This is a genomic window from bacterium, assembly GCA_035454885.1.
In the GTDB taxonomy this organism is placed as follows: Bacteria; UBA10199; UBA10199; order JACPAL01.
In genome coordinates, this window is sequence record DATIGE010000004.1 from 113,011 (window position 1) to 137,067 (window position 24,057).

General features: G+C 61.5%; 24 protein-coding genes, 1 pseudogene and 1 riboswitch. Of the genes and pseudogenes, 12 read left to right on the plus strand and 13 right to left on the minus strand.

The window, feature by feature from the left end; genetic code table 11:
- Positions 1-9: 9 nt before the first annotated feature.
- Together VLJ37_01105 and VLJ37_01110 are read right to left on the minus strand one after the other, a co-directional pair.
- Positions 10-1,152 carry a lysophospholipid acyltransferase family protein gene (locus tag VLJ37_01105; protein HSA58267.1) on the minus strand — a complete coding sequence of 381 codons (1,143 nt, stop codon included), beginning with the start codon at positions 1,150-1,152 and terminating at the stop codon, positions 10-12.
- 3 nt (positions 1,153-1,155) lie between these two features.
- Positions 1,156-2,160 (minus strand): NAD-dependent epimerase/dehydratase family protein, encoded by a 1,005-nt coding sequence (locus tag VLJ37_01110; GenBank protein HSA58268.1) that lies wholly within the window; start codon positions 2,158-2,160, stop codon positions 1,156-1,158.
- 67 nt (positions 2,161-2,227) lie between these two features.
- On the opposite strand from VLJ37_01110, the gene VLJ37_01115 reads away from it, so the two are divergent.
- Positions 2,228-2,680, plus strand: coding sequence for a hypothetical protein (locus VLJ37_01115; GenBank protein ID HSA58269.1), 453 nt, complete (start codon positions 2,228-2,230; stop codon positions 2,678-2,680).
- Between the two features lie 54 nt (positions 2,681-2,734).
- Here VLJ37_01115 and thiC read toward each other — a convergent pair.
- The 4 genes and pseudogenes from thiC to thiS all read right to left on the minus strand — a co-directional run bounded on the left by thiC (position 2,735) and on the right by thiS (position 6,246).
- A pseudogene (thiC, locus tag VLJ37_01120) lies at positions 2,735-4,261 on the minus strand (phosphomethylpyrimidine synthase ThiC).
- Positions 4,261-5,262, minus strand: a complete 1,002-nt coding sequence (gene thiH / locus VLJ37_01125; protein HSA58270.1) for a 2-iminoacetate synthase ThiH — start codon at positions 5,260-5,262, stop codon at positions 4,261-4,263. The pseudogene thiC and the gene thiH overlap by 1 nt, the downstream one beginning before the upstream one ends.
- Entirely contained in the window at positions 5,255-6,028 is a 774-nt protein-coding gene (locus VLJ37_01130; GenBank protein HSA58271.1) for a thiazole synthase, read from the minus strand. The genes thiH and VLJ37_01130 overlap by 8 nt, the downstream gene beginning before the upstream one ends.
- Before the next feature lie 2 nt (positions 6,029-6,030).
- Entirely contained in the window at positions 6,031-6,246 is a 216-nt protein-coding gene (thiS, locus tag VLJ37_01135; protein ID HSA58272.1) for a sulfur carrier protein ThiS, read from the minus strand.
- A riboswitch (TPP riboswitch) is annotated at positions 6,236-6,341 on the minus strand. Its footprint overlaps the gene before it by 11 nt.
- A 134-nt stretch (positions 6,342-6,475) precedes the next feature.
- Between thiS and VLJ37_01140 the strand changes: the two genes are divergently transcribed.
- A complete protein-coding gene (locus VLJ37_01140; GenBank protein HSA58273.1) occupies positions 6,476-8,257 on the plus strand; it encodes a hypothetical protein in 1,782 nt (593 codons plus the stop codon).
- A gap of 27 nt (positions 8,258-8,284) precedes the next feature.
- Here the strand turns inward: VLJ37_01140 and VLJ37_01145 are convergent, their stop codons facing one another.
- The gene (locus tag VLJ37_01145) at positions 8,285-9,028 is read right to left on the minus strand and encodes an MBL fold metallo-hydrolase (protein ID HSA58274.1); all 744 of its coding nucleotides are present in this window, start codon (positions 9,026-9,028) and stop codon (positions 8,285-8,287) included.
- A gap of 45 nt (positions 9,029-9,073) precedes the next feature.
- Between VLJ37_01145 and alr the strand changes: the two genes are divergently transcribed.
- The 5 genes from alr to purH are packed head-to-tail and all read left to right on the plus strand — an operon-like array spanning position 9,074 to position 14,613.
- Positions 9,074-10,204, plus strand: coding sequence for an alanine racemase (gene alr / locus VLJ37_01150; protein HSA58275.1), 1,131 nt, complete (start codon positions 9,074-9,076; stop codon positions 10,202-10,204).
- On the plus strand, positions 10,191-10,985 hold the full coding sequence (locus tag VLJ37_01155) for an ABC transporter permease (GenBank protein ID HSA58276.1): 795 nt from the start codon (positions 10,191-10,193) through the stop codon (positions 10,983-10,985). Before alr ends, VLJ37_01155 begins: the two co-directional genes overlap by 14 nt.
- Complete coding sequence (locus VLJ37_01160) at positions 10,985-11,713, plus strand: ABC transporter ATP-binding protein (GenBank protein HSA58277.1); 729 nt, start codon at positions 10,985-10,987, stop codon at positions 11,711-11,713. The genes VLJ37_01155 and VLJ37_01160 overlap by 1 nt, the downstream gene beginning before the upstream one ends.
- A complete protein-coding gene (locus VLJ37_01165) occupies positions 11,706-13,043 on the plus strand; it encodes an MlaD family protein (GenBank protein ID HSA58278.1) in 1,338 nt (445 codons plus the stop codon). The genes VLJ37_01160 and VLJ37_01165 overlap by 8 nt, the downstream gene beginning before the upstream one ends.
- Positions 13,044-13,047: 4 nt before the next feature.
- The gene (gene purH / locus VLJ37_01170) at positions 13,048-14,613 is read left to right on the plus strand and encodes a bifunctional phosphoribosylaminoimidazolecarboxamide formyltransferase/IMP cyclohydrolase (GenBank protein HSA58279.1); all 1,566 of its coding nucleotides are present in this window, start codon (positions 13,048-13,050) and stop codon (positions 14,611-14,613) included.
- A gap of 30 nt (positions 14,614-14,643) precedes the next feature.
- On the opposite strand, the gene VLJ37_01175 is transcribed toward purH, so the two are convergent.
- The 4 genes from VLJ37_01175 to VLJ37_01190 all read right to left on the minus strand — a co-directional run bounded on the left by VLJ37_01175 (position 14,644) and on the right by VLJ37_01190 (position 18,889).
- Complete coding sequence (locus VLJ37_01175) at positions 14,644-15,906, minus strand: FtsX-like permease family protein (protein ID HSA58280.1); 1,263 nt, start codon at positions 15,904-15,906, stop codon at positions 14,644-14,646.
- Positions 15,851-16,579 carry an ABC transporter ATP-binding protein gene (locus VLJ37_01180; GenBank protein ID HSA58281.1) on the minus strand — a complete coding sequence of 243 codons (729 nt, stop codon included), beginning with the start codon at positions 16,577-16,579 and terminating at the stop codon, positions 15,851-15,853. Before VLJ37_01180 ends, VLJ37_01175 begins: the two co-directional genes overlap by 56 nt.
- A 118-nt stretch (positions 16,580-16,697) precedes the next feature.
- Entirely contained in the window at positions 16,698-18,113 is a 1,416-nt protein-coding gene (locus VLJ37_01185) for a DUF1302 family protein (protein HSA58282.1), read from the minus strand.
- On the minus strand, positions 18,110-18,889 hold the full coding sequence (locus VLJ37_01190) for an outer membrane lipoprotein-sorting protein (GenBank protein HSA58283.1): 780 nt from the start codon (positions 18,887-18,889) through the stop codon (positions 18,110-18,112). Before VLJ37_01190 ends, VLJ37_01185 begins: the two co-directional genes overlap by 4 nt.
- A gap of 123 nt (positions 18,890-19,012) precedes the next feature.
- Here VLJ37_01190 and purD point away from each other — a divergent pair, with 123 nt between their 5' ends.
- Genes purD through VLJ37_01210 form a run of 4 tightly spaced genes read left to right on the plus strand, consistent with a single transcriptional unit; the run spans position 19,013 to position 22,768 of the window.
- Complete coding sequence (gene purD, locus VLJ37_01195; GenBank protein ID HSA58284.1) at positions 19,013-20,287, plus strand: phosphoribosylamine--glycine ligase; 1,275 nt, start codon at positions 19,013-19,015, stop codon at positions 20,285-20,287.
- Positions 20,284-20,784 carry a 5-(carboxyamino)imidazole ribonucleotide mutase gene (purE, locus tag VLJ37_01200; GenBank protein HSA58285.1) on the plus strand — a complete coding sequence of 167 codons (501 nt, stop codon included), beginning with the start codon at positions 20,284-20,286 and terminating at the stop codon, positions 20,782-20,784. Before purD ends, purE begins: the two co-directional genes overlap by 4 nt.
- Entirely contained in the window at positions 20,781-21,428 is a 648-nt protein-coding gene (locus VLJ37_01205) for an L-threonylcarbamoyladenylate synthase (protein HSA58286.1), read from the plus strand. Before purE ends, VLJ37_01205 begins: the two co-directional genes overlap by 4 nt.
- A complete protein-coding gene (locus VLJ37_01210) occupies positions 21,425-22,768 on the plus strand; it encodes a DUF1015 domain-containing protein (GenBank protein ID HSA58287.1) in 1,344 nt (447 codons plus the stop codon). The genes VLJ37_01205 and VLJ37_01210 overlap by 4 nt, the downstream gene beginning before the upstream one ends.
- Here VLJ37_01210 and VLJ37_01215 read toward each other — a convergent pair.
- On the minus strand, positions 22,702-23,055 hold the full coding sequence (locus tag VLJ37_01215) for a DUF721 domain-containing protein (protein ID HSA58288.1): 354 nt from the start codon (positions 23,053-23,055) through the stop codon (positions 22,702-22,704). The genes VLJ37_01210 and VLJ37_01215 overlap by 67 nt on opposite strands.
- 164 nt (positions 23,056-23,219) lie before the next feature.
- Here VLJ37_01215 and dksA point away from each other — a divergent pair, with 164 nt between their 5' ends.
- On the plus strand, positions 23,220-23,585 hold the full coding sequence (dksA, locus tag VLJ37_01220; protein ID HSA58289.1) for an RNA polymerase-binding protein DksA: 366 nt from the start codon (positions 23,220-23,222) through the stop codon (positions 23,583-23,585).
- On the opposite strand, the gene VLJ37_01225 is transcribed toward dksA, so the two are convergent.
- Entirely contained in the window at positions 23,586-23,987 is a 402-nt protein-coding gene (locus tag VLJ37_01225; GenBank protein HSA58290.1) for a hypothetical protein, read from the minus strand. It lies immediately after the preceding gene.
- Positions 23,988-24,057: the final 70 nt, after the last annotated feature.

Sequence of the window (24,057 nt, forward strand, 5' to 3'; positions counted from 1 at the left end):
TCCGAGGTATTATCCGAACCAGATCGAGCGGCGCTTCTTGAGGGCTTCCGTCACCATGGTTTGGATCCGGCACCGCACCATCTCCGACAGGCGGTTGACCAGCAGCTGATCCTCCGCGTCCTTGGGGCCGTACTTGGGTGAAAACCGGATCGGTTCCCCGAAGATGACCGTCCATTTCGAGGGCAGGGGAATGATCCCCAAAAGACCCAGAAGCGGGAGGGTCGGCGTGATCGGGATGTAGGGAATTCCGAATGGTCTCGCGAGAAGGGTCGATTTGTAGAGCAGAGGGTGGATTTCCTCCGCCCCGATGACGGCCGTCGGAAGAATGGGGGCGTTCATCCGCAGGGCGAGCTTGATGAATCCCCCGCGACCGAAGCGTTGCAGGCGGTAGCGCTCCTTGTAGTTCTTGCCGATGCCCTTGATGCCCTCCGGGAACACCGTCACGAGATGTTCCTTGGCGAGGAGACGCTCGGCGTTCTCGGGGCAGGCGCGCACGCCGCCGATGCGGTACATGAACGTGCCCAGGAAGGGAAAATGGTAGACGAAATCCTCCACCAGGAAGCGCACGTCCTTGCGCGAGGGGTGCTCGTTGATCACCGACGCGGCGATCATCGAGCCGTCGTAGGGCAGCGTGCCCGAATGATTCGCGACGATCAGCCCGCGGCCCGTGGCTGGGACATGGATCAGTCCGTCCACCGAGACGCGCCAGTAGTTGTAGTAGAGGAAGTCGAAGAGGGGCTTCACCTTCTGGATGAAGACGGGATCCATCCCGAACTCGTCCACGTCATAACTCTCGTCCGCAACGCCGGAACGGCCGAACCAAAGGTCGCGCAAAAAATCCTTCGTGGCTTGGAGGCTTAGGAGCCTCTTCAGGCGTTGGAGGATTTCCACGAACGCGAGCGATTTCTTTCCGTCGGCGAAGACTCGGCCCGCCCGGATCTCCTCCGAGACCTTCTGGATGCGGTCCTCCAGGCGACCGATGAGGGAGGAGAGCTCGCCGTGGTGAGATGCCGGACGGATGTCCCTGAATTCCTTTTCGATGAGGTCGATCCGGTTCTCCAGCTTCCGGATGAGTTCTTCAAAGGACGATCCCGTGTCCGGACCGGCCGGGACGGACTTGAGATGGACGATTTTTCCTTCGTGTTTCGTCATGGCCTACGTCGCCTCGAGCAGATTGACCTCGCGGAGTCTCTGCGCCCCGATGAACGAAAGCAGGGTCTCTTTCGTCGAATAACGTGCGGTGAATCCCATCGTCTTCTTGGCCTTCGTCCCATCGGCGACGGAAAGGTACTTGAGAAAATCCAAACGCGAGGCCGGGGCCGGAACGACGTTGCCGTACCAGAGGAGCTGAACGATGGGGTAGAGAAGCGGGGCGGGGACGGGAAGCGAGAGCTTGCCGGCCAGCTTCAGAACCTTGGACAGGGGCAGGACGCCGTCACCGACAATGTTGAAGATCCCCGGATAATCCTTGTCGAGGCTCAGCTTGAAGGCCCGGATGACGTCCTCCTCGTGGACGAATTGCAGGAGGGGGTCATATCCCATCACCGTGAAGATCACCGGCGACTGCAAGAAATTCGTCTTATAATTTCTGACGTTCGGGCCCAGAATCGTGCTGGGCCGGAGGATCGTCACGACGGTCTCCGGGTGCTTCCGTGCGAACTTCTGCGCCTGCAACTCGGCCTCGATCTTGTCCTTCAGAAACCGGCTCTTGAACCCGCCGTGCATCGGGTGGTCCTCGGACAGGAAATTGGGATTCGTCGCATGGGCGCCGTAGACTTCCGTGGTGGAGGCGAAAACCAGTTTCTTGACCTTCCACGCGGCACAGGCGTCGAGGACGTACATCGTGCCCACCGACACCAGCTCATGCGCCCAGGACAAATCGTGCGGGGGCGAGACGGGAATGGCCGCATGAACGAGGGTCTCGACGTTCTCCTTCTCGAGGATCTCCAAGAGTTTGGAGTCCGCCAGCGTCTCCGTGAGGTCCAGCCGGTAGAACTTGGTCTTGGTCGTCTCAAAAGGGGGCTTCCGGTAGTCGATCGCCACCACATGACGGTAGGCCGGGTCTTTTTCGAGTTCCCTCAGGAGCGAACTGCCCACGAAACCGGAGGTTCCGGTCAGGGCGATCGCGGGCGGGGCGGACTTGCGGGTCTTTCTTGCCATTTGGGTCGAAAAAGGTTAACACATTCCCTTCGTTATGCAACATCAACCCATGCACAGAGGAGGAACCATGAAGGGAACAAGACTGGCGGCTCTCGCCGGAGCCATCGCGCTACTCGTCTCGGCGAACTCGCAGGCGCTGGACCTGGGCAGCAAGGTCGGCAACGCGACAAAGGAAGCAGCCCACGCGGGCGGCAAGATGGCCGTCGAGAAGGAGATCAACAAGAACCTGGCGGAGAAGAACTGCTCCTTCAAGCCGAAGACGACGGATCTGAGCTGCGACCTGCAGGAAATCCTCAAGACGTTGAAGGATCAGAAGACGATCGCGGAAAAGAGCGGTTTTGCGAATGACGTCGACATCTTCGTGAAGATCGGCCAGGGCAAGGACGCCAAGAATCCGAGCCTGGGCAGCGACCGGAATTCCAAGGTCCGCACCGAGCTGATCAAGAAGGTGAGCTGGTGGGATTGGTACGATACGTCGATCGACGGCGATCAGTTGGAGTTGAGCGTCAAGATCAGATAATATTTATTTTGGCAGAAAAAGGCCGCTTCGACGATGTCGGGGCGGCCTTTTTTATTTCTCGTTTGCCGCGCTCTTGCGAATGTCCTCCGTGATCCTCATCGAGCAGAAATGAGGTCCGCACATCGAGCAGAAGTGCGCCAGCTTGGCCCCGTCCGCGGGGAGGGTCTCGTCGTGGTAGGCCTTGGCCGTCGGTGGATCGAGGCTCAGGCTGAACTGGTCCTCCCAGCGGAATTCGAAGCGGGCCTTTGAGAGGGCGTCGTCCCGGAGCTGCGCACCGGGATGCCCCTTCGCGAGATCGGCGGCGTGAGCGGCGATCTTATAGGCGATGACGCCGGCCTTCACGTCGTCCTTATTCGGCAATCCCAGATGTTCCTTGGGCGTGACGTAGCAGAGAAGGGCGCAGCCGTTCCAGCCGATCATCGCGGCGCCGATGGCGGAGGTGATGTGGTCGTAGCCGGGAGCGATATCGGTCGTCAGCGGCCCCAGCGTGTAGAACGGCGCCTCGAAGCATTCCTCCAACTGCTTGTCCATGTTGATCTTGATCAGGTGCATCGGCACGTGGCCGGGGCCCTCGATCATCGTCTGGACGTCGTGCTTCCAGGCGATCTTCGTCAGTTCGCCCAAGGTCTTTAGTTCCGCAAATTGTGCGGAATCGTTTGCATCGCGGATGGAACCCGGCCGGAGGCCGTCGCCCAGCGAAAAACTCACGTCATAAGCCTTCATGATCTCGCAAATGTCCTCGAAGTGCGTGTAGAGGAAATTCTCCCGGTTGTGATCCAGGCACCATTTGGCGAGGATCGACCCGCCGCGGGAGACGATGCCGGTCAGGCGTTTCGCGGTTAAGGGAATGTAGTCCTTGAGGACCCCCGCATGGATGGTGAAGTAATCGACGCCTTGCTCCGCCTGCTGGATCAACGTGTCCCGGAAGATCTCCCAATTGAGTTCCTCAGCCCTTCCGCCGACCTTCTCCAAGGCCTGGTAAATGGGCACCGTTCCGATCGGCACCGCGCTGTTGCGGAGGATCCCCTCGCGTGTGGCGTGGATGTTGCTGCCGGTGGAGAGGTCCATCACCGTGTCGGCCCCCCAGCGCGTGGCCCAGAGGAGTTTTTCCACCTCTTCCTCGATGGAGGAGGTGACGGCCGAATTGCCGATGTTGGCGTTGATCTTCACCAAAAAGTTCCGGCCGATGATCATCGGCTCCAGTTCGGGGTGGTTCACATTGGAGGGGATGATCGCCCTGCCGCGGGCGACCTCATCCCGGACGAATTGGGGTGACAGGTTTTCCCGGATGGCGACGAACTCCATTTCGTCGGTGACGATCCCGCGTTTGGCGTAATGCATCTGTGAAACGTTCGCCCCGGGCCTGGCCCGGCGGAAGGAGCCCCGGCGTTCCGTGTCGCCGCGGCGCTCGATCCACGAGGCGCGCAGGGGGGGGAGTCCGGCGCGGACCTCGGGGTTCACCGACGGGTCGGCATGGGGGCCGGAGGTGTCGTAGGCCAAATAGGGGGCGTTGCCGCCGGATTGGCGGATTTCCCGGAAGGGCACGCGGATGTCGGGGCGGGGGCCGTGGATGTATTTTTTCATAAAAGGTTTTCCCAATCCTTCCAGACGGGCTCGTAGCCCTTCTTTTCGATCGCGGCCGCCACGTCGGCGGGTGAACGGCGGTCTTCGATTTCGAATTGTTTGAGCGATTCCTCGGGATGCAGATATCCTCCGGGTTCCGTCCGCGAGCCGGCGCTCATGCGCGTCACTCCGAGGCCGATGAGGCGATCCCGCAGCGCGGGCGCCTCGCGCGTCGACAGCACCAAACCCACGTCCGGCAACGCCAGTCGGAGGGCGGCGATGAGCTGCAGAAAGTCCCTGTCCGGGACGGGGTGGGGAGGCGCGTAGTCCGATTCACAAGGCCTCAGGCGCGGCAAGCTGATCGCGATTTCCGACTGCCAAAATCGCTTCTGCATCCGGCGTACGTGCCCGACCAGGGCGACGGCATCCTCCCGCCAGTCGGAGAGTCCCAGCAGGATGCCCATGCCCATGTGGCGGATTCCGGCGCGCGCGGCGTCTTCCAAATGGGAAAGTCGTTTTTCAAAATCGCGCTTGGGGCCGGCGACATGGACCTCGGCGTAACGGCTCCGATCGTAGGTTTCCTGATAGAGGACGACGCCGTCGAGTCCGGCGGCCGCCAGCCGCCGGTAGACGCCCTCGCCGAAGGGCGCCACTTCGATGGAGACCGAGGAGAGGAGGGGCCGAACGGAATGGAGGACCGATTCCAGGTAATCGGGCGACACGTGCAAAGGGTGTTCCCCCGCCACGTACAGGACGTGGCGAAAGCCTTGCGCGATCAGATGTCGGGTCTCGGCAACGACCTCGTCAACGGTCAGCGTGCGGCGCGGTATCCTGTTCGTCCGGCTGAATCCGCAATAGAGGCAGGTGTCGACGCATTCGTTCGAGAGATACACGGGCGCATAGATCTGGACGGTCCGGCCGAAGCGCTGCAGGGTCGCCCGGCGCGCCTTTTCCAGAAGGGCCGCGTGGGACGCGTCGTCGAGGGGACCCAAGAGATTTTGAAGGGCCTCTTTACCCACGGACGATACCCTCCAGGGGACTCGAGGCCTCGGCGCCTTCCCGTTCCCCCCCGCGTCCCGCGAGAAAGGCCTCGCGTCCGGCCCGGACGGCGTCGCGGAAGGCGGCGGCCATGCGGACGGGGTCCTCGGCGGTCGCGATGGCGGTGTTGACGAGCACCGCGTCGGCGCCCATCTCCATGGCCTCGCAGGCGTGGGAGGGGACGCCGAGGCCGGCGTCGACGACCACGGGCACGACTGCCTGTTCGATGATGATGCGAACCGCCTCCCTCATCTGCAGCCCCCGGTTGGAGCCGATGGGCGCCGCCAGCGGCATGACGACCGCGCAGCCGGCGTCGGCGAGCTTCTTGGCCAGCACAGGGTCCGGCGGCATGTAGGGGAGGACGGTGAAACCCTCTTTCACCAGGATCTGCGCTGCGGCCAGCGTTTCGACGGGATCGGGCCAGAGATACTGCGGATCGGGGATGACTTCGAGCTTGAGCCAGTCCCCCATCCCGCCTTCGCGGGCCAGTTTGGCGAGAAAAAGGGCCTCCTTGGCCGTCCGGGCCCCGGAGGTGTTGGGCAGCAATTGAAAACGCCTCCGGTCGATGAAGCTGAGGATATCGTCGTCCTTGCGTGCCAGATCCACGCGCCGGAGGGCGACGGTGACCATCGAGGCGCCGGAGGCCTCCAGGGCCTCTTTCATCACGGCGTGCGAGGCGAATTTGCCGGTGCCGAGGAAGAGGCGGCTCTCGAACGATTTTCCTGCGATGACCAGTTCTTTCGTCATTTCTATCCTCCAGCGACCGCACGGATGATCTCGACCCGGTCCCGGTCCTTGACCTGATAGCTCTGGAACTCGGAACGCGGTACGATCTCTGAGTTGACGGCCACGGCGACGGAGGGGGATGGGATTTCGATCCTATGGATGAGATCGGCCACGGTGAGGGGGGCCTCGAAGGCCTTCGTCACGCCGTTGAGTTGAATGGTCAGGGGGATGGAAGCCACTTTTTCTCCCTACGCCGGCATTACCCGGATCAGGTTCGACGGGTCCCTCCGCCTCTGGCGGAGATCTCAGCCTTTTGGCACCCCGAATGGAGCTTAAGATGGAACGGGGAGGCCTCGTTGTCAAATGGTCCGCAAGAAAATGCTCCTTGATGTGAGGAGGCTGGTGAACAATAATCATGACAATTATCAACCAATGTCGTTAACCCGCTGAAACAAAAGAGGTTATCTTATGGGCTTCAAAGGCTCTCTCTCCGTGAGCTCCATGGCGCTTCTCGCTCTGTTGGCAGTCCCCCCGGCAGCAAGGTCCGACGAGATTGGACTCAACGACTTCCGGATCAGTCACATGGGACCCGATGGCAATACCAGTTATGCGGGGAGCCAACCCGATGTCGCTTATAACAGCGCTGCCGACGAATTCTTCGTCGTCTGGATCGGGATCGATGACGTGGATACGGTGACGAACGGCGCCGCTCAGATCTTCGGACAGAGGCTCGACGCCAAGACGGGCGAATTGTTGGGGGCGCGCGTCCGCTTGAGCGACATCGGGGATGACGATTCGGCGAATCCGACATCGTCCTCTTTCAACGACGAGCCCCGTGTGGCCTACGATTCCCAGGACAATCAGTATCTGGTTGTATGGGCAGGGTCCGATGTCGGGCGAACTTTTAGCGGGGCGCCTCTTGCCGACGGCGAAAGGGAAGTCTTCGGGCAGCGCGTGAATGCGGCGACGGGAGAGGAAATTGGAGACAACGACTTCCGGATCAGCGTGACAGGCACCGACGGAGACGCGGGCCCTGCAGGCCTTCGGCCGTCTGTCGCCTACAACAGCGCAAACAACGAGTACCTCGTCGTCTGGATGGCCTTCGACTCCGCTTTCACGGGCAAGCAGGGGGACCTTTTTGGGCAACGCATCGGCGCAAGCGACGGTTCTTTCATCGGTTCTCAGACGGTTCTCCGCGTCCCGGATCCGGATCGCGAACTCGTGGGCAACTTCCTGGAGCCGGACCGCACGGACGTGGCCTACAATTCGGTCGATAACGAATACTTCGCCGTCTTCCGATGCGACTGTTTCGGGGAAGCGAAATCGACGGATCCCCATCCCGGGACCGAAATTTTCGGTCAGCGCTTGGACGCCAACGCCGTTGGAATAGGAGTCGAACGCCAGTTGAGCGACATGGGACCAGACACCGATTTCATTTTCTTCGCTGACGTCCCCCGGATCGCCTTCAATTCCATGGACGACGAATATCTCGTGGTCTGGCAAGGCAACGATGCGGCGGCTACCGAAAATGAAATTTACGGACAGAGGGTGGGCGCCGCGGGCGACGAGACCGGCACCAACGATATTCGGATCAGCTTCATGGGCCCGGACGGCGATTCCAACTTCGGCGGCTTCATTCCGGCCGTCGCCTATAATTCGGCGAACGATGAATATTTCGTCGTCTGGTACGGCGATACGGACCAGGGCGGCCAGGTCGACGAAGACATCGAGATTTTCGGCCAGCGGGTCGCGGCGGGTGCCGACGCCTCCGCGGGAGATTTGATCGGTTCGAACGTCCGCTTGAGTGATATGATGGGGATCGGGACGGCGGCCTACGCCGTCCAATTTCCGAACGTCGCCTACGATTCGGCCGACAACATTTCCTTGGTGGTCTGGAGCGGCGTCGACGACGTGCCGCCATTGGTTGAGTTGGAGGGCGAGATCTTCGGCCAGCTCGTGACCGATCCGGCGTGCGGGAACGGTGTTGTGGAGTCGCCCGAGGCCTGCGACGACGGCAACGCCGACGAGACCGACGCCTGTCTTTCCACCTGTGCCGCCGCTTCCTGCGGGGATGGTTTCGTTCAGGCCGGCGTGGAGGATTGTGACGGCGGCGTCGATTGCGCCGCCGACTGCACTTTGATCCCCGCCGGAACGACGGGCGGAACGACCACCGGTGGGGAGACGACGGGAGGCACGAGCGGTGGATCGGGCGGAGGCTCGGACTCCGGCGGATGCAGCCTGATCCGTTAGGCCCGGCTCCTTCCTCACTAAGTCAGGCTAGAGCGTCAGGAGCTCGCCGGCTTGGAGGATCGCCACCCGGTCTCCGAAATTTCGATCAGCGACGATCTTCTTGAGTTCTTCCAGCGGGGCGTCCGCGCCGTTGAACCATGGCTTGAACGCGCCCCAGTGGATCGGAATCATCTTTTTCGCACCCGTTTCCTCCATCACCCGGATGGCATCCGCGGGCGTGAGATGGCGTCGTCTCATGATCCAGGCCGGATGGCAGGGGCCGATGGCGAGGAGGGCGACGTCGGGGTCGCGAAACGCCTCGAAATCGCCCCGATAGCCCGTATCACCCGGAAAGAAGATCCTCGAACCATTCAGTTCGATCCAATAGCCGTTGGTTCCGCGGTAGGTGAAGCCCGAGAGCCGGAACCCGCGATGATTCACGGGAAAGGCCGTGACGCCCAGACCGGCGGCCACCTGATGCGAGTTGCCGTGGCCGATCTCCACAATCGGATTCCTCACGAATTTGGAAACCAGTTTTCCCAGCCCCAAAGGCAGGACGATGGGGACGCTCGAATCAAAGAACTTGAGGGCGTGCAGATCCAGGTGGTCATAGTGCGCATTGGAGATGAGAACGGCGGTGGGTCTGGGCAAGTCGTTGATGTCGACCGGGAAGGGCTGGCGACGCCGGGCCGTCAGGACCCGGTCGCCAAAGACGGGGTCCGTCAGGATGGCGGAGGGGCCGTCTTGAATCAGAACCGTCGAATGCCCCAGAAAAGTTAAGCGAATTGACATAATGGAGCCGAACCCTATAACTTTGCGCGGCTTTTTCGGCAAGAAATGAAACGCGTTTCACCCACATTCGTTGAAGTGGACCTCGAGGCCTTGCGGCACAACTACCGGCAATTACGGCGTTGTTTGCCGGCCGGCGTCAAGGCCCTCTGCGTCGTCAAGTCGAACGCCTACGGCCACGGGGCGCAACGGGTCGCCAAGACGCTTCAAGATGAAGGGGCCGATGCCTTCGGCGTCGGGACGGTCGACGAGGGGATCTCTCTCCGCGAGGCGGGGGTCAAGAGGCCGATTCTGATCCTGTTGGGGATGGTGGGCGATCAGAAGGAAGCCCTGGTTCGCTACCAGCTCACCCCCGTCGTCTACGACCTGGAGTCGGCCGCGGCCTTGAGCGATTTCATGGCGCGGTCGGGCAAGAAACTTCCCATCCACCTCAAGGTGGACACGGGCATGACGCGGCTGGGATTCCTGCCCAAAGACTTCCCGGCCGCGTGCGCGGCGGTCAAAAAGCTGCCCTTCGTGGAGCCGGAAGGCCTCCTGAGCCATCTGGCGGAGGCGGGCGACGGACCCTATACCGCCAAACAAGCGAAGGCCTTCGAGAAGGCGCGGGAGGTTTTCGGGGAGGCCTTCGGGATGGAGGGTGTCTCCAGAACCTTTCACCTCGCCAACAGCCAGGCGAGTATCGACGGGAAGTTGGGCGGTGCAGGGGCGGAGCTCATGGCCAGATTGGGGATCGCCCTCTATGGGGCGTATCCTTTGGAGAGGGACCGTAAGCTTGTCCCGCTCAAGCCGGTTCTGACCTGGAAATCCCACGTCATCGCCCTCAAGGACGTCCCGTCCGGGACACCGGTGAGTTACAACCGCACGTACAAGACCAAAAAGCCCTCGCGCATCGCGATCGTGCCGGTGGGGTACGCGGACGGCTACCCACGCCTTCTGTCCAACCGCGCCCGGGTCCTGATCCATTCGAAAGAGGCCCCGGTGGCGGGCATGGTCTGCATGGACCTCATGATGATCGACGTGACGGGCGTCGCGGGCGCGTCGGTGGGCGATGAAGTGGTCTTGCTGGGCCGCCAAGGAAAGGCGGAGATCCGGGCCGAGGACTTGGCCGAAAAGGCCGAGACCATTTCCTACGAGATTTTTTGCCGCATTTCGGAAAGAGTGAACCGTGTTTTTCGTTAAACTCGTCGAGGCCCTGGGCCGCTTTTTCATCGTGTGGGTGCACGAGCTGGGTGAGTTCCTGCTCTTCGCGAGGTCGTTCTTCCGCTGGCTGTTCGCGCGCCCGTTCCGGAAGTCGGTCTTCTTCCGGCAGATGGAGTTCATCGGCGTCCGGTCCCTTCCCATCATCGCTTTGACGGGCACCTTTACCGGCATGGTCTTCGCCCTGCAGACGGGCTACGCCTTCCGTCAGTTCAACGCGCAGATCTTCGTCGGGTCGACGGTGGGGCTCGCGCTCACACGCGAGATCGCGCCGGTTTTTACCGCGCTCATGGTGGCCGCCCGCGCGGGATCGGCGATGGCGGCCGAGATCGGCACGATGAAGGTCACCGAGCAGGTCGACGCCCTCTCCGCGATGGCTGTGAATCCCATGCACTATCTTGTGGTCCCGCGCGTCGTCGCCTCGGTCCTGATGCTGCCGCTCCTCGCGGGGATCTTCAGCTATATCGGCATCGTCGGCGCCTACTTCGTGGCGGTGCACTTGCTCCACATCGAGCCCGTCGTTTTCACGCAGAAACTGATCTATTACGTGGACGTCGACGACGTGGTCGGAGGGCTGATCAAGGCGGCGTTCTTCGGCGCGATGCTGGGCCTGATCAGCTGCCAGCGCGGTTACCGGACTTACGGAGGCGCGGAGGGAGTCGGGCGCTCGACGACACAGGCGGTGGTGATCTCGTCGGTGGTCATTCTGGTGATGGATTATTTCCTGACGTCGTGGATCTTGGAAGTTTTTCCGGGGAACTGATGATACGCTTCGAGGAAGTCTGGAAATCGTTCAACGGCAACGCCGTCCTCAAGGGACTGAACCTTCATCTGCCCAAGGGCAGGATCTCGGTCATCCTGGGGCCCAGCGGCGAGGGAAAATCGGTTCTTCTCAAGCACATGATCGGCCTCATCCGGCCGGACCGCGGACGGGTCGTGGTGGACGGCACGGACCTGGCGACCTTGGGCGACCGGGAGATCAACGAGTTCCGGAAAAAATTCGGCATGCTTTTCCAAAACGCGGCCCTTTTCGATTCGTTCGACGTCGAGGACAACGTGGCCTTTCCCCTCCGGGAGCACACGGACCTTTCGGACGAGGAAATCGCCCGGCGGGTGAAGGAAAAACTGACGCTGGTGGGGCTGGAGGCCGCGCTGGACAAAATGCCTTCGGAATTGTCGGGTGGAATGAGAAAAAGGGTTGGACTCGCTCGGGCGATTGCCCTAGAACCGAGCATCATTCTCTACGACGAACCGACGACCGGACTCGACCCGCTCATGACGGACACCATCAATCGCCTCATCGTCGATACCCACAACAAGACGGGGGTGACGTCGGTCATCATCAGCCACGACATCGAGGCCACGTTCCAGGTCGCCGACCATGTGGCCATGCTGCACGAAGGCGTGATCATCGAGAACGGCGCTCCGGAGGCCTTCCGGAAGAGCCGCCATCCGTTTGTCCGCCGCTTCCTGGAGCGCCAAGGTGATTAAGAAATCGTCGGCCGAGCTCAAGGTGGGGATATTTGCCGCCGCGGCCTTGCTCATCATCGCGTGGGCGACGGTCCGCGTGAGCGACAAGGGACTGTTCGGAGGCGGTGCCTACCAGGTGACCGTCGTTCTCGACTCGGCGGAGGGGCTGACCCTGAAGACCCCGGTGGAGGTCGCCGGCATTCAGGTCGGTCACGTCGAAAGGCTGGACCTCCAGGACGGGAGGCGGGCCAAGGCGGACCTGCAAATCGACAAGAGGGTCGTGCTGGGCCAAGACGCCGTGGCCCAGGTGCGCACGAAGGGGTTCTTGGGCGAGACCTACATCGAGCTGAAGCCGGGCGATCCCAGCACGGGCATTATCGAGGGCGGCGGGCGGATCTCGGCCACCAACCCTTACGTCGATTTGGGCCAGATTGCGTCCGACGTAAAGGAGATCACGGAGTCGCTCAAGAAAATGGTCGCGGACGAGTCGGGGCCCGTGAACCGCGTCCTCAAGAACATGGAGACGTTCACGAAGAAGCTCTCCGAGATCACCGTTCAAAACCAGGAGAGCGTCAACGCCATCATCGCCAATCTGAGGCATTTTTCGAGCGATATCGAAGAGGTCATGGCGGACCGCAAGGAGTCGCTCAAGGATACGATGGCGCGCCTCAACAACATCACGCGCAAGGTGGACGAGGGGCGCGGTACGATCGGACGGCTGGTCAACGACGGCGAGCTCGCCGACAACTTGAACGAGGCGGCCCGCGGGGTCAGCGAGACGGTCGGCGGCATCAACCGGTTCCAGTTCGAGGTTGGCTACCACGTCGAGTACCTGGGGGAGACCAAGGATTTCAAAAACTACGTCGGCCTGGCCGTGAAACCCCGCCCGGACAAGTACTTCCTGCTCGAGTTCGTGGTCGACCCGAATCCGTCGCCGGTCACGAAGGTCACGACGACGGACGTCAGCGCCGGCGGTTCCACGACGACCGTCGTCACCGAAGAGAACGTTGTGGACAAGGACAAGTTCCTTGTTTCCGCCCAGCTCGCCAAGGAGTTCCACAATTTCACGCTCCGCGGGGGGTTGATCGAATCGCGCGGCGGTGTCGGCGTGGACTACCGGTACGGGCCGTTCGGCGTCCAATTTTCGGCCTTCGATTTCCGGACCGACAACGACCTGCGCCCGCACCTGAAGGTGCTGGGCAGCGTGAATGTGACGAAGAACATCTTCCTCGTTTCGGGCGTGGATGACTTCATTTCCAAGCAGCAGGATCCCGACTGGTTTCTCGGGGCGGGCCTCAAATTCGTCGACAACGACATCAAGAGCCTGCTAGGGGCCGCATCGCTCAGGTAAATTCATGAAAATCCAGCGAGCTCTCATCAGTCTTTCTGACAAAACGGGGATCGTCGAATTTGCCAGGGGATTGGCCGGCCTCAAGATCGAGATCCTCTCGACGGGAGGGACGGCCAAGCTCCTAAGGGACGCCGGGGTCGCCGTCGTGGAAGTGGGGGACTACACGGGCCAGCCGGAGATCCTCGACGGGCGCCTCAAGACGCTTCATCCCAAGATCCATGGTGGGATCCTGGCGATGCGCGACAATCCGCGGCATCTCGAGGAATTGAAAACGTCCGGCATTGGACCGATCGACCTCTTGGCCGTCAACCTCTACCCGTTCGAGCAAACCATCGCCCAACCCGGCGTTTCGTTGGAACACGCGATCGAGAACATCGATATCGGCGGTCCCACGATGATCCGCGCCGCGGCCAAGAACTGGCGGGACGTGGCGGTGGTCACCGATCCCGCCGATTACCAGGCCGTCCTGGAGGAAATTCAACGGACCGGCGCGGTTTCAGGGGAAACGAAGTTCCGCCTCGCCCGAAAGGTCTTCATCCTCACGGCGAGATACGACGGGGCCGTCGCGAATTACCTGACCGGGGGCCGGGAAGGGAAGTGGCCGGAAGCGTTCAACTATCAGGGCCGCAAAATCCAGGAATTACGCTACGGGGAGAATCCGCATCAGAAGGCGGCTTTCTACCGCGAAGCGGCCCCCGTAGGGGGCGGGGACGAGCCATGCGTCGCCACCGCGCGCCAATTGCACGGCAAGGAGTTGTCCTACAACAACATCATGGATCTGGACGCCGCTTTGGAAGCGGCGAAGGAGTTCGAGGAAACGGCGGCCGTCATCGTCAAGCACGCCACGCCGTGCGGCGTGGCGAGGGGGACCGTCTTAAGAGATGTCTTTAAAAACGCCCGCGAGTGCGACCCGACCTCGGCCTTCGGCGGGATCATCGCGCTCAACGCCGTCGTCGACGCCGAAACCGCGAAGGAGATCGGAAAGGACTTCTACGAGTGCGTGATCGCGCACGGTTTTGAGAAGGAGGCCTTGGATGTCCTGGCGGCCAAAAAGAACATCCGCCTGATGGAATTGCCCGGCTGGAAGGGTTGGAGGCGGGAAAATCGCAACGCCTCACCTCACTTGAGAAAGGTGGTGGGAGGGTTGTTGGTTCAGGATAGGGATCTTGCGGGCGTCAACGTGAAAGAGGCGAAGGTCGTTACGAAACGGCGCCCGACGGAGGCGGAGTTCGAGGCCCTGTCCTTCGCATGGAAGGTCGTGAAACACGTCAAGTCGAACGCGATCGTCTATGCCGCTTCCGACCGGACCATCGGGATCGGCGGGGGACAGGTGAGCCGTGTGGACGCCACGAAGATAGGCGCTTCCAAGGCCCGGTCTCCGATGAAAGGCGCGGTGATGGCCTCGGACGCCTTCTTTCCGTTCCGGGACAGCATCGATGAGGCCGCTCAGGCCGGCATTACGGCCGTCGTCCAACCGGGCGGGTCGATCAAGGACGCCGAGGTCATCCAGGCGGCCGACGAGCGCGGGATCGCCATGGTCTTCACCGGCGTGCGGCATTTCCGACATTAGCCACCGAATTAATTCGGTGGCTGAACGGGCCTATACATATCCCAACGCATGGACGATTTCGAGGTGGCTGGCCCGCCAGGCGGGCAGGATCGCGGCGAGCAGCGTTGAGGACAGGGCCAAGAGGAAAACCTTCAAGGCGATGAGCGGATTGACGAGGATGAGGGCCATGTAGCCGATCGTCGATCCGGGAAGCGGGGGCATCTCCACGCCGATGGAGGAGATGGCGTCGGCGACGGCGGTTCCCGCGCCGATACCCAGGAGGGCGCCGAGGACGCCGATGATCGCCGCCTCGGTGAAAATAACAAAGAAGACGGAGCTCCGGCTATTGCCGATCGCCATCATCGTCCCGAACTCGCGCATGCGCTCGAAGATGGCCATGTTGATCGTGTTGGCGATGCTGAAGACGAAGACGATGGCGATGATGAGCTGGACGGTCGCCTCGATCTTCTTGAACAAGGCGCTTCCGTGGCGGTACATGTGCCCTTGCTCGATCCAGGTCACGATCTCCGCGCCGAGTTTTTCCTCTTTGATCGTTTGGTTCAACTGGCCCAGGACCAGGCCGGTGTGGTCGGTCCTGTCGAGCATGACGAGCAGGCTGTGGATTTGGTCGTCGACGCCCAAGACCTTTTGGGCCGCTGCCAGGTTCATCTTCAGGCCCCTGTCGTCGAATTCCTTCAAGATCGTCTGAAAGACCCCGCGGACCTGAAATTCGGCTCCGTCGATGGCCCCCGCCTGACGGGTCGTGAGGAAATTGAACCGGTCGCCGACCTTGAGCCCGAGGGCCTGCATGAGGCCTTTTCCCAGGATGACTCCGTAAGGGTCGTTGGGGTCGAGCGGCCGGCCCTCCGCGATGTTCGTCGCCCCACCCTTGTGTTTCGAGTACTTGTGGACGGACATCTTCTGTTCATTGACGGCGTCCACCCCGATTGCCAGAACCGCCACGTTCGTCTTGTCCGTGGAGGCCATGCCGCCGAACTTGAGGACGGGTACGGTGTAGAGGACGTGCGGATTGGACTCGATCGCCTTTTGCACCTGGACCCGGTTTTTCATGAGGTAATCGAGCGGTGCCGAAACGCCTTTGGCGTCATAACCCGCGACGTTGACCGTCAGGTGGCCCGTCTGGCTGTGGATGTACTGTTCGCGGAAGCTGTCGTGGATGCCCTCGAAGAACCCGCTCACGACCATGAGCCCGGTGCTGCCCAGGGCGAGGATCAGGAGGGTGAGGATCGTCCTTCGCTTATTTCGAAAGACGTTTTGGAACGAGATCCGTAACAGTTGCCTGGAGATTGTCATGTTGGATCACCCCATCGCTCAAGCGCACGATGCGCGTCGCGTGATGCATGACGCGCGGATCGTGGGTGGAAAAAACGAACGTCGTATGGCGGGCCTTGTTCAGTCGGTGCATGGCGGCCATGACGGCCTCGGCCGATTCGGAGTCCAGGTTCGCCGTCGGTTCATCGGCCAGGATCAGCAAGGGATGCGTGGCCAAGGCCCGGGCGATGGCGACCCTCTGGCGCTGGCCCCCGGACAATTCGTCGGGGCGGTGCAGGGCGACTTCGCGCAACTGGACGTCGGAGAGGGCCTCCCAGACGCGGTCACGCCTTTCCTGCCTCGTAAAGGGCAGGAAGAGGAGCGGGTATTCGACGTTCTCGAAGGCGTTCAGCATCGGAAAAAGATTGAACGACTGGAAGATGAAGCCGAGGTACTGGCTCCGGAGCTTGGCCGCCTTGGCGTAGGAGAGGCGATGGGTTGGAATGCCGTGGAGGAGGACCTCGCCGGCCGTCGGAAAATCCAAGAGTCCCAGGAGGTTCAGAAGCGTCGACTTACCGCTCCCCGAGGGTCCCATGATGCAAAGCATTTCACTGGAGGCGATGGCGATATTGAGCTTCTTCAAGGCCATCACCGTGATTTTTCCCATCTGATATTCTTTGACGACGTCGTTGGACTGGATGATCGTCTCGGGCATTCCGGTAAATTACCACGCGAGGCAAAATGTGGCAAAAGATACTTTGAAAATAGACGTATTTTGATGACAAAATTAAAAACAAATCAGGAAATGTAATTTAATTCAGTGCCTTATAGATCTAAAACCGCCATCGTGTGTTCATGAAGATGCGATCCTGGCCGTCGAACTGGCCATAGAGCTGGTTTCGCGGGCCGCTGAAGACGTCCGCGCCCCACGTGAGGTTGACGGAATCGGTCACATCGTAGGAGAGGCGGGGGCCGAAGTGCGTATCGCCGCCATCCAAGCCCACGATCGCGATGAGTTCGGGTCTCAGCTTGTCGTCCAAAAGGCGAGATGAAATCCGGAAAAACATCCAGGTGCGTAAGCGTTGGTCGGTGATGTTGCCCGCCGATCCCAAAATCGCCTCCTGCTGGAATTCGCTGTTCAAGAGCAGGTGTCCGCCGATGTCGTAGTCGAATCCAAGGACGTAGCGGAGCTGACCCTTGCCCTCAAGGCCGCGGTTCACCGCCGGAGTTCTCGTGTTGAAGAGTCGCCCGGCCGTGTAGACGAACTCGCCCCGTGCGATCACCGATTCTCCGATTCCCTTGCTGAAGGTTGCCGCCAGGTTGTGGACCCGCTCGTGGACGGGGTCGAGCAGGACAAGGGGCGATCCGGTCACGGTATCGAGCGTCAACGTCTTGGCCAGAGACGGCAAGTGATCGGGACTCGTGTAATAGAAGACCGCGAAGTCCCACCCCGAGACCAGCCAAGAGGTGCGCACTCCGGCGTTCCAGTGTTTGAAGTCCGTGTCCGGACGGTTGTCGGGCAACAGGACCTCCTCGATTCCGGCCTCCGATGGGACGCGAAAGGAGAAATCCGCGCCGGGAAGGGCGAGCTTGTCCACCGTCCGGTCCGGAGAAAGGACGAGCTCCAGATTGGCGTTCGGAGCGAAGCTGTACTGGACGTCGATCGCCCAGATGGGCAGGCGGATATCCTCGAAGCTGGGCAGGAAAAACTCGCGCAGGTCCTTGGGCGTCACGACGTCGCCGAAGAATTGCCCGAGGGCCTCGCCCCAGACGATCTGCTGATGGCCGACGCGGATGGTCACGTAGGGATAGGTGATGTCCAGATAGGCGTCGCGGATCAGGGCCTCGGCGCGCATGTTGGTCACGACGGGCTTGGGGTATTGGTCGGTCAGGTCGTAAACGGCATCCACCCAGCCTCGGCCCCCGATCCGAAGCTTGAAGTGATCGTTGAAGACGAACTTGAGGTCGATGCGGACCCACTCCTTGAGTTTACTGAAGTTTTTCGGGGAGGCGACGCGGACGGCGGTCTCCTGGCGGACCTCGCCCGTGAGAATGAAGTTGTCGTCCCACCAGGACCGCTTGGAGGTTGCGGTCGGCGGAGTCGCCGCAGGGGGGGGCTCGGGTCTCGCTTCGTGACGAGCCTCGGGCTGTGTCTCCGCCGGCAAGGACTGCGGAGCCGTCTCTTGGGCCGAAAGGGGAGATAAGGTCAGGGCGAAGAACGCCAGAATGACGAGAAGGCGCGCTGTCACTCGAGCGTCTTCATGTAGTCCTTGGTGAACATGTTGTCACTCAGGGACTTGGTCACCATATTCTGGAAAACAAGGATGGATCTCTTGGACGCATTCATCGAGTCCTGAAAGGTCAGCTTCATGGGACGAAGCGCCCCGGCCTCCTGGCGGAAGTCCTCGAACAGGCAGGTCTTGAGCGACTGGCCGGAGACGGTGAAGTACTCGGCCTTGACGGGCTTTGCATCCGCCTTGGCGACCCAATACTTGATCTTGTTGTACGTCTTGGACTCGTTCTTGGCGGTCAGGTCGAGCACCTGGCAGTCGGTTCCGTTCACGTTCGCCTCTCCGGCATAGACGGCCGTGTAGTCTCCCGCCAGGTTGATGCGCGTGATGTCGCCGTTGGAGACGTCGCCCACCAGCCTCTGTTGCAGCGGGATGCGCACGGGCTTCTTGACGTTGGGGAGATAGATCCACAGGTCATCGCCCAGCATGAGGAGGCTTTTTCCCCGCTCGGAAGCCGGGGAGGTGAAGGCCACGAGGGACTGGTCCAGGCTCTTGACGTAGGCCTTGTAACCGTTCTCGGACTTTTTCTGGTCGCCCTCGAAGCTCGTGGCGACGGCGTCGAATTCGTAAGAGCCCGTTGGAACGCGGATGGCGTCCGCCTTGGCGACGAGGGCGGCGGCGTCGACGGTGCTTGCGGCCGCGGACGGGGGAGCCGCCGGGGCGGATTCCGGAGTTTGAGCGACCAGTTCCGGGACGATGAGCGTGAACAGGACCGCCAAGACAGCAATTCGCATGAAGCCCTCCTCGGGGATTGGTGAAAGATTATGGGAACGATCGATGGTTTACGCAATGGTTTTCTCCAAACACCGTGACGAGTCTTCTTGATTTCAAGGATCGGCGACGCTACAGCGGACGGCGTGAAGATCTTACTCGTCGGAAGCGGCGGACGGGAACACGCGTTGGCCTGGAAGCTCGCGAGGAGCCCCCGCGTGAAGAAGATTTACTGCGCCCCGGGCAATGCCGGGACCCGGAACATGGCCGAGAACGCGGCGGTCAAGGCCGAGGATCTGCCGGGTTTGGCGTCTCTTGCCCGCGAGAAGGCGGTCGACCTGGTCGTCGTGGGGCCGGAGTTGCCGCTGACTTTGGGGCTCGCCGACCTCTTGGAGGCGGAGAAGATTCCGGTTTTCGGCCCCAAGAAGGACGCCGCCGTCTTGGAAGGTTCCAAGGCTTGGACGAAACAGTTTTTGAGGGAGCAGGAGATCCCGACGGCGCGCTTCGAGGTATTTGAGGACTATGCCCGGGCCGTCGATTTTCTCGCCACCCAATCCTACCCGGTGGTCGTCAAGGCCGACGGATTGGCGGCGGGAAAGGGCGTCCTCATCGCCCAGGACCGCTCCGAGGCCCTGGCGGCGCTGGATACAGTCCTGAACAAGAAGGCCTTCGGCCCGGCCGGCGAAAAGGTCGTCATCGAGGAGTTTCTCCAGGGTGAGGAGGCGTCCTTTTTGGCCCTGGTCGACGGGGCGTCCATTTTGCCGCTGGACTCCTGTCAAGATCACAAGAGGGTCGGGGAGGGCGACACGGGGCCGAATACCGGTGGCATGGGCGCCTACAGCCCGGCCCCCCTGGTGACCGCCGCCGTGCGGGAGCGGGTGATCGAAAACATCCTCAAGCCCACGCTCAGGGGCCTCAAGGCGAGGGGCATCGATTACAAAGGGATCCTCTACGCCGGCCTGATGATCGGACGTTCGGGGGAGCCGAAGCTCCTGGAGTACAACGTCCGGTTCGGGGACCCCGAGACGCAAGCCCTCATGGTCCGGTGGGAGGGTGATCTCGTCGACGATATGGAGGCGGTGATCGCGGGCCGTCTTTCGGGCCGCGTCATTCGCTGGCGCGAGGGATCATCCGTCTGCGTGGTCATGGCGGCGCGCGGTTACCCCGGGGATGTGACGACGGGAGACGAGATCCAAGGCCTCAGGGAGGCCGGAAGCGTTCCGGAAACCGTCGTCTTCCACGCCGGGACACGGGTCAGGGACGGCAAGGTGGTGACCTCCGGCGGGCGCGTTTTGGGAGTCACCGCCCTGGGCCGGGACCTGCGGCAGGCGCGCGAACGCGCTTATGACGCGTGCGAGAAGATCTATTGCAAGGGAATGCATTACCGGAGAGATATCGGATTGAAAGGAATGAAATCATGAAACCAATCGTCGGAATTTTGATGGGCAGCGATTCGGACGCTCCGATCATGACCGAGGCCTCGAGGGTCCTGAAGGACTTCGGGGTTCCTCACGAAATGGTGATCGCCTCGGCGCACCGCTCGCCCCGGCGCACCATGCTTTACGCGACCTCCGCCGAACGGAGGGGCCTCAAGGTCCTCATCTGCGGAGCGGGGCACGCGGCGCACCTGGCGGGCGTGGTCGCGGCGCACACGACGATCCCCGTCGTCGGCGTCCCCATCGATTCGTCGGCGTTGAAGGGGCTGGACTCCATCCTTTCCACGGTCCAGATGCCCGGCGGCGTTCCCGTCGCGACCATGGCCATCGGCAAGGGAGGCGCCTTCAACGCCGGGATGTTCGCCGTCGAGATTCTCGGAGTTTCGAGCGCGGGTCTGAGGAGGAAGCTCGCCGCTTACCGCAGGAAGCTGGCGAAGCAGGTTGCCGAGAAGGACCGGAAGATGAGGCGATCGGCCGCATGACGGAAGTTTTTCACATAGATCCCGAGAATCCCGATCCGGCGAAAATAGGGCAAGTGGTCGACATCCTCCGCAAAGGGGGGATCTGCGCGTACCCGACGGAGACCTTCTACGGGCTCGGCGCGGACGTGACGAGCGACGCCGCGATCAAGCGTCTCTTCGACGTCAAGCGGAGGGATTACGGAAATCCGGTCGCCGTCATCGTGAGCGACCGCGACATGCTTGCCACGATCGTTCAGGAAATTCCCGAGAAGGCGAAGATCCTCATGGACGTTTTCTGGCCCGGGCCGCTCACGATCCTCTTCCGCACGAACGACCGGATCTCCAAGAGGCTCACAACCAACACCGGGAAGATCGGCATCCGCGTCTCGTCCCATGCGGTGGCGACGGCCCTCGCCCGGGAGCTGGGACGGCCGTTGACGACGACCTCCGCCAATTTGTCGGGTTTTCCGCCGTCGCTCAACCTCCGCCACCTCAAAAGCTACTTCGGAGGCAAGATCGACGCCATCATTGACTCGGGCGCTCTCTCGCCCTCCGGCGGCTCCACGGTCGTGGACGTCACCGAGGACAAGCTCGCGATCATCCGCGAGGGGATGATCAAGGCCGACGTGATCTTCAAGTACTTTGAGGAGGATGAAATCCTGTGAACCGTTTCCCCACGATCGCCCCGTTCCGTGGTCTTCGCTACGACCTGTCTTCGGGCAAGCTCGATCCGGCCAAGGTGACGGCGCCGCCCTACGACGTCATCAATGAGGACGCCCAAAGGCGGCTTTACGAGCGCGACCCTCACAACGTCGTGCGCGTCATCCTGGGTCATCAATTTCCCAAGGATACCGCAGCCGACAACCGGTACACGCGCGCCGCCGCCGACCTGGAGCGATGGGTCCGGGAGGGCGTCTTGAAACGCGATGCCGAACCGTCGTTTTATTTGTACGAGCAGGAGTTCAGGCTCAAGGACGGCTCGCATCACGTGAGACGGGGATTCTTGGCGCTCCGGAGGCTGGAAGAATTCGGCAAGGGCAAGATCCAGCCGCATGAAAAGACCCTCGCGGGCCCCAAGGCCGACCGGCTGCTGCTCATGAAGTCCTGCCACGCGAACTTAAGCCCCATTTTTTCGTTGTATTCGGACCCGGAGCACGCCCTCGGCCGCCTGCTGGAGCCGCATTTTCAAGACAAGCCGCTCGCCGACTTCGCGGATGAGGAGGGCGTTCGCCAGCGCCTGTGGCGGGTGAGCGACCAGGCCTTGTTCCGGAAGACCGATGAGATCGTCGGGCGGAAGAATCTTTTCATCGCGGACGGCCACCATCGATACGAGACGGCGCTCGCCTACCGGGAATGGATGAAAAGCCGTCCCGAAGGGGCGAAGGCCGCCGAGGACGCCTCCTTCCATTACGTCCTGATGTTCTTTTCCGACATGGAGGACCCCGGCCTCGTCATCCTGCCGACCCATCGGGTCCTTCACGACTGGCCGGGATTCGACCCGCAGTCTTTTAGGAAAAAACTGGCCGCCTTGTTCGGCCTCAGGGCCTTTCCGGATGGGAACGAAGCCCTGCTGCAGGCCCTGAAGGGCGAAGGCGCCCGCGGTGCCCAAGCGTTTGGGTTGGTCCTTCCCGGCGAGGAGCCGATGCTTCTCACCCTGTCCGCGGAGAGGCGGGACTCGATCCCCGCGCTCAAGGAGGTGCCGGCGGCGCTGCGGGCCGTCGATACCTTGATCCTGCATCGCGTGATCTTTCGCGAGATGTTGGGTCTTCGGGAGGAGGACGAAAAGGACCCTCGCTTCATGACGTTCGTCAAGGACGCCCGTGAGGCCCTGGCAACGCCGCAGTCGGACGCCGTCTTCTTGCTGAATACGACGCCGATGCGCGTTCTGAAGGAGGTTGTCGAGACGGGGATGGTCCTGCCGCCGAAGACGACGTTCTTCTATCCCAAGCTCTTGAGCGGCCTCGTCTTCCATCCACTCTCCGCCGCCGAACGGGTTTCTATTTGAAGGCGAATCTCCTCGATGGGAGAGGCCCCCGGGAGGGAGCGGATCTTTTCCAAGAGGGAGTGTCTGAGAAATTCGAATTCATTCGCCCAGGCCGATGAAGTGACCTCGACGATGAGCCTTTTCCCTGATACCTTGGCGGGACGCGATCTGGAGGCCATCTTCGGACCGACGAGCTCCTCCCAGCGATGATCCAAAAAATCGACCTCGGAAGGGCCCGAGACGGGCAGCTTGAGCGCGATTTTCAAGATCTCGGCGAGGGGGAGCGGGGCCTTGAGTTTGTTACGCACAGCGGCATTGTCCGTACCGGAAATCCGTTGACAAAAACAAGGCGAATATCGAAACTCAAACACCAAAAAAGAGCGAAGGAAGGTTTCCTTCCGGAGCGAATGGTGAGAGGATTTGTTTTCAGATGGGGGGCTCGGGGAGGAGAGCGGTATCTCCCCCCGCTATTATGAATAAAAAAGACACCAAAAAGTTCAGGGAGCTGCTCACGAGACGGAAGGAAGAGCTTCTGAAGACGGCGGTCGCCGTCAAGGAGCAGGGGATCGGATTCTCGCTGGACGATCTGCCGGATGAGGTGGACTTGGCGTCTTCCGAATCCGAGCAGTCGATGAGTCTCCGCCTCCGTGATCGGGAGCGGGTCCTTCTCAAGAAGATCGACAAGATGCTCGCCAAGATGGACGAAGGTACCTACGGCTTGTGCGAATCCTGCGGCGAGGAGATCGGCGCCAAGCGGCTGGAGGCCCGGCCGGTCACGGACCTGTGCATCCGCTGCAAGGAAGAGCAAGAGAAGATGGAAAAATCGTTCGCCGAGTAATTACAATCCCGCCACGCCGCTTCCCGCGGCACGGCTCTCGCTGGCGCTCGTAGATGAAGCCAGCGCCGTTCGAATTACCTCAATCTCGACGATTTCATCGCCCGGTATCTCCGCCGTGATGCGGTTTTCCCCCAGGGCCAGCTCCCGGACCGGGGCCGCGAAGTGGTAGGTGCACTCCGAACCGTCGCAGACCTCGCTCGTCTCGGTGATGACTTCCAGGGATGTCGTCCGGTTCCGGATCGTGATGAGCGGATAATTGCTGCAAAGATAGCCGCGGATCGTGATGGAGGGGTTCATGGTCCTCGCCCCGTCCCGCGGGGCCGTGACGGTCAGCCCCGTGCCCGAGCTGCAATCGGCGGCCTCGGACCGCCCCGCCGGCCCGGTGGCCAGGAGGAGTATCATTATGATAAAGAACCATCTCACAACATAAATTGTAACCCTCTAACGGATGGATAGAAAGCGATGTCAAAAA

Bases quoted from the DNA above. Each gene is read 5' to 3' on its own strand.
- purE (HSA58285.1), top strand. From the start codon at position 20,284: ATGAAACCAATCGTCGGAATTTTGATGGGCAGCGATTCGGACGCTCCG.
- VLJ37_01130 (HSA58271.1), bottom strand. From the start codon at position 6,028: ATGACGAAAGAACTGGTCATCGCAGGAAAATCGTTCGAGAGCCGCCTC.
- VLJ37_01160 (HSA58277.1), top strand. From the start codon at position 10,985: ATGATACGCTTCGAGGAAGTCTGGAAATCGTTCAACGGCAACGCCGTC.
- VLJ37_01110 (HSA58268.1), bottom strand. From the start codon at position 2,160: ATGGCAAGAAAGACCCGCAAGTCCGCCCCGCCCGCGATCGCCCTGACC.
- purH (HSA58279.1), top strand. From the start codon at position 13,048: ATGAAAATCCAGCGAGCTCTCATCAGTCTTTCTGACAAAACGGGGATC.
- VLJ37_01205 (HSA58286.1), top strand. From the start codon at position 20,781: ATGACGGAAGTTTTTCACATAGATCCCGAGAATCCCGATCCGGCGAAA.
- VLJ37_01225 (HSA58290.1), bottom strand. From the start codon at position 23,987: ATGATACTCCTCCTGGCCACCGGGCCGGCGGGGCGGTCCGAGGCCGCC.
- VLJ37_01140 (HSA58273.1), top strand. From the start codon at position 6,476: ATGGGCTTCAAAGGCTCTCTCTCCGTGAGCTCCATGGCGCTTCTCGCT.
- VLJ37_01180 (HSA58281.1), bottom strand. From the start codon at position 16,579: ATGCCCGAGACGATCATCCAGTCCAACGACGTCGTCAAAGAATATCAG.
- VLJ37_01105 (HSA58267.1), bottom strand. From the start codon at position 1,152: ATGACGAAACACGAAGGAAAAATCGTCCATCTCAAGTCCGTCCCGGCC.
- alr (HSA58275.1), top strand. From the start codon at position 9,074: ATGAAACGCGTTTCACCCACATTCGTTGAAGTGGACCTCGAGGCCTTG.
- VLJ37_01145 (HSA58274.1), bottom strand. From the start codon at position 9,028: ATGTCAATTCGCTTAACTTTTCTGGGGCATTCGACGGTTCTGATTCAA.
- VLJ37_01190 (HSA58283.1), bottom strand. From the start codon at position 18,889: ATGCGAATTGCTGTCTTGGCGGTCCTGTTCACGCTCATCGTCCCGGAA.
- VLJ37_01175 (HSA58280.1), bottom strand. From the start codon at position 15,906: ATGACAATCTCCAGGCAACTGTTACGGATCTCGTTCCAAAACGTCTTT.
- VLJ37_01115 (HSA58269.1), top strand. From the start codon at position 2,228: ATGAAGGGAACAAGACTGGCGGCTCTCGCCGGAGCCATCGCGCTACTC.
- dksA (HSA58289.1), top strand. From the start codon at position 23,220: ATGAATAAAAAAGACACCAAAAAGTTCAGGGAGCTGCTCACGAGACGG.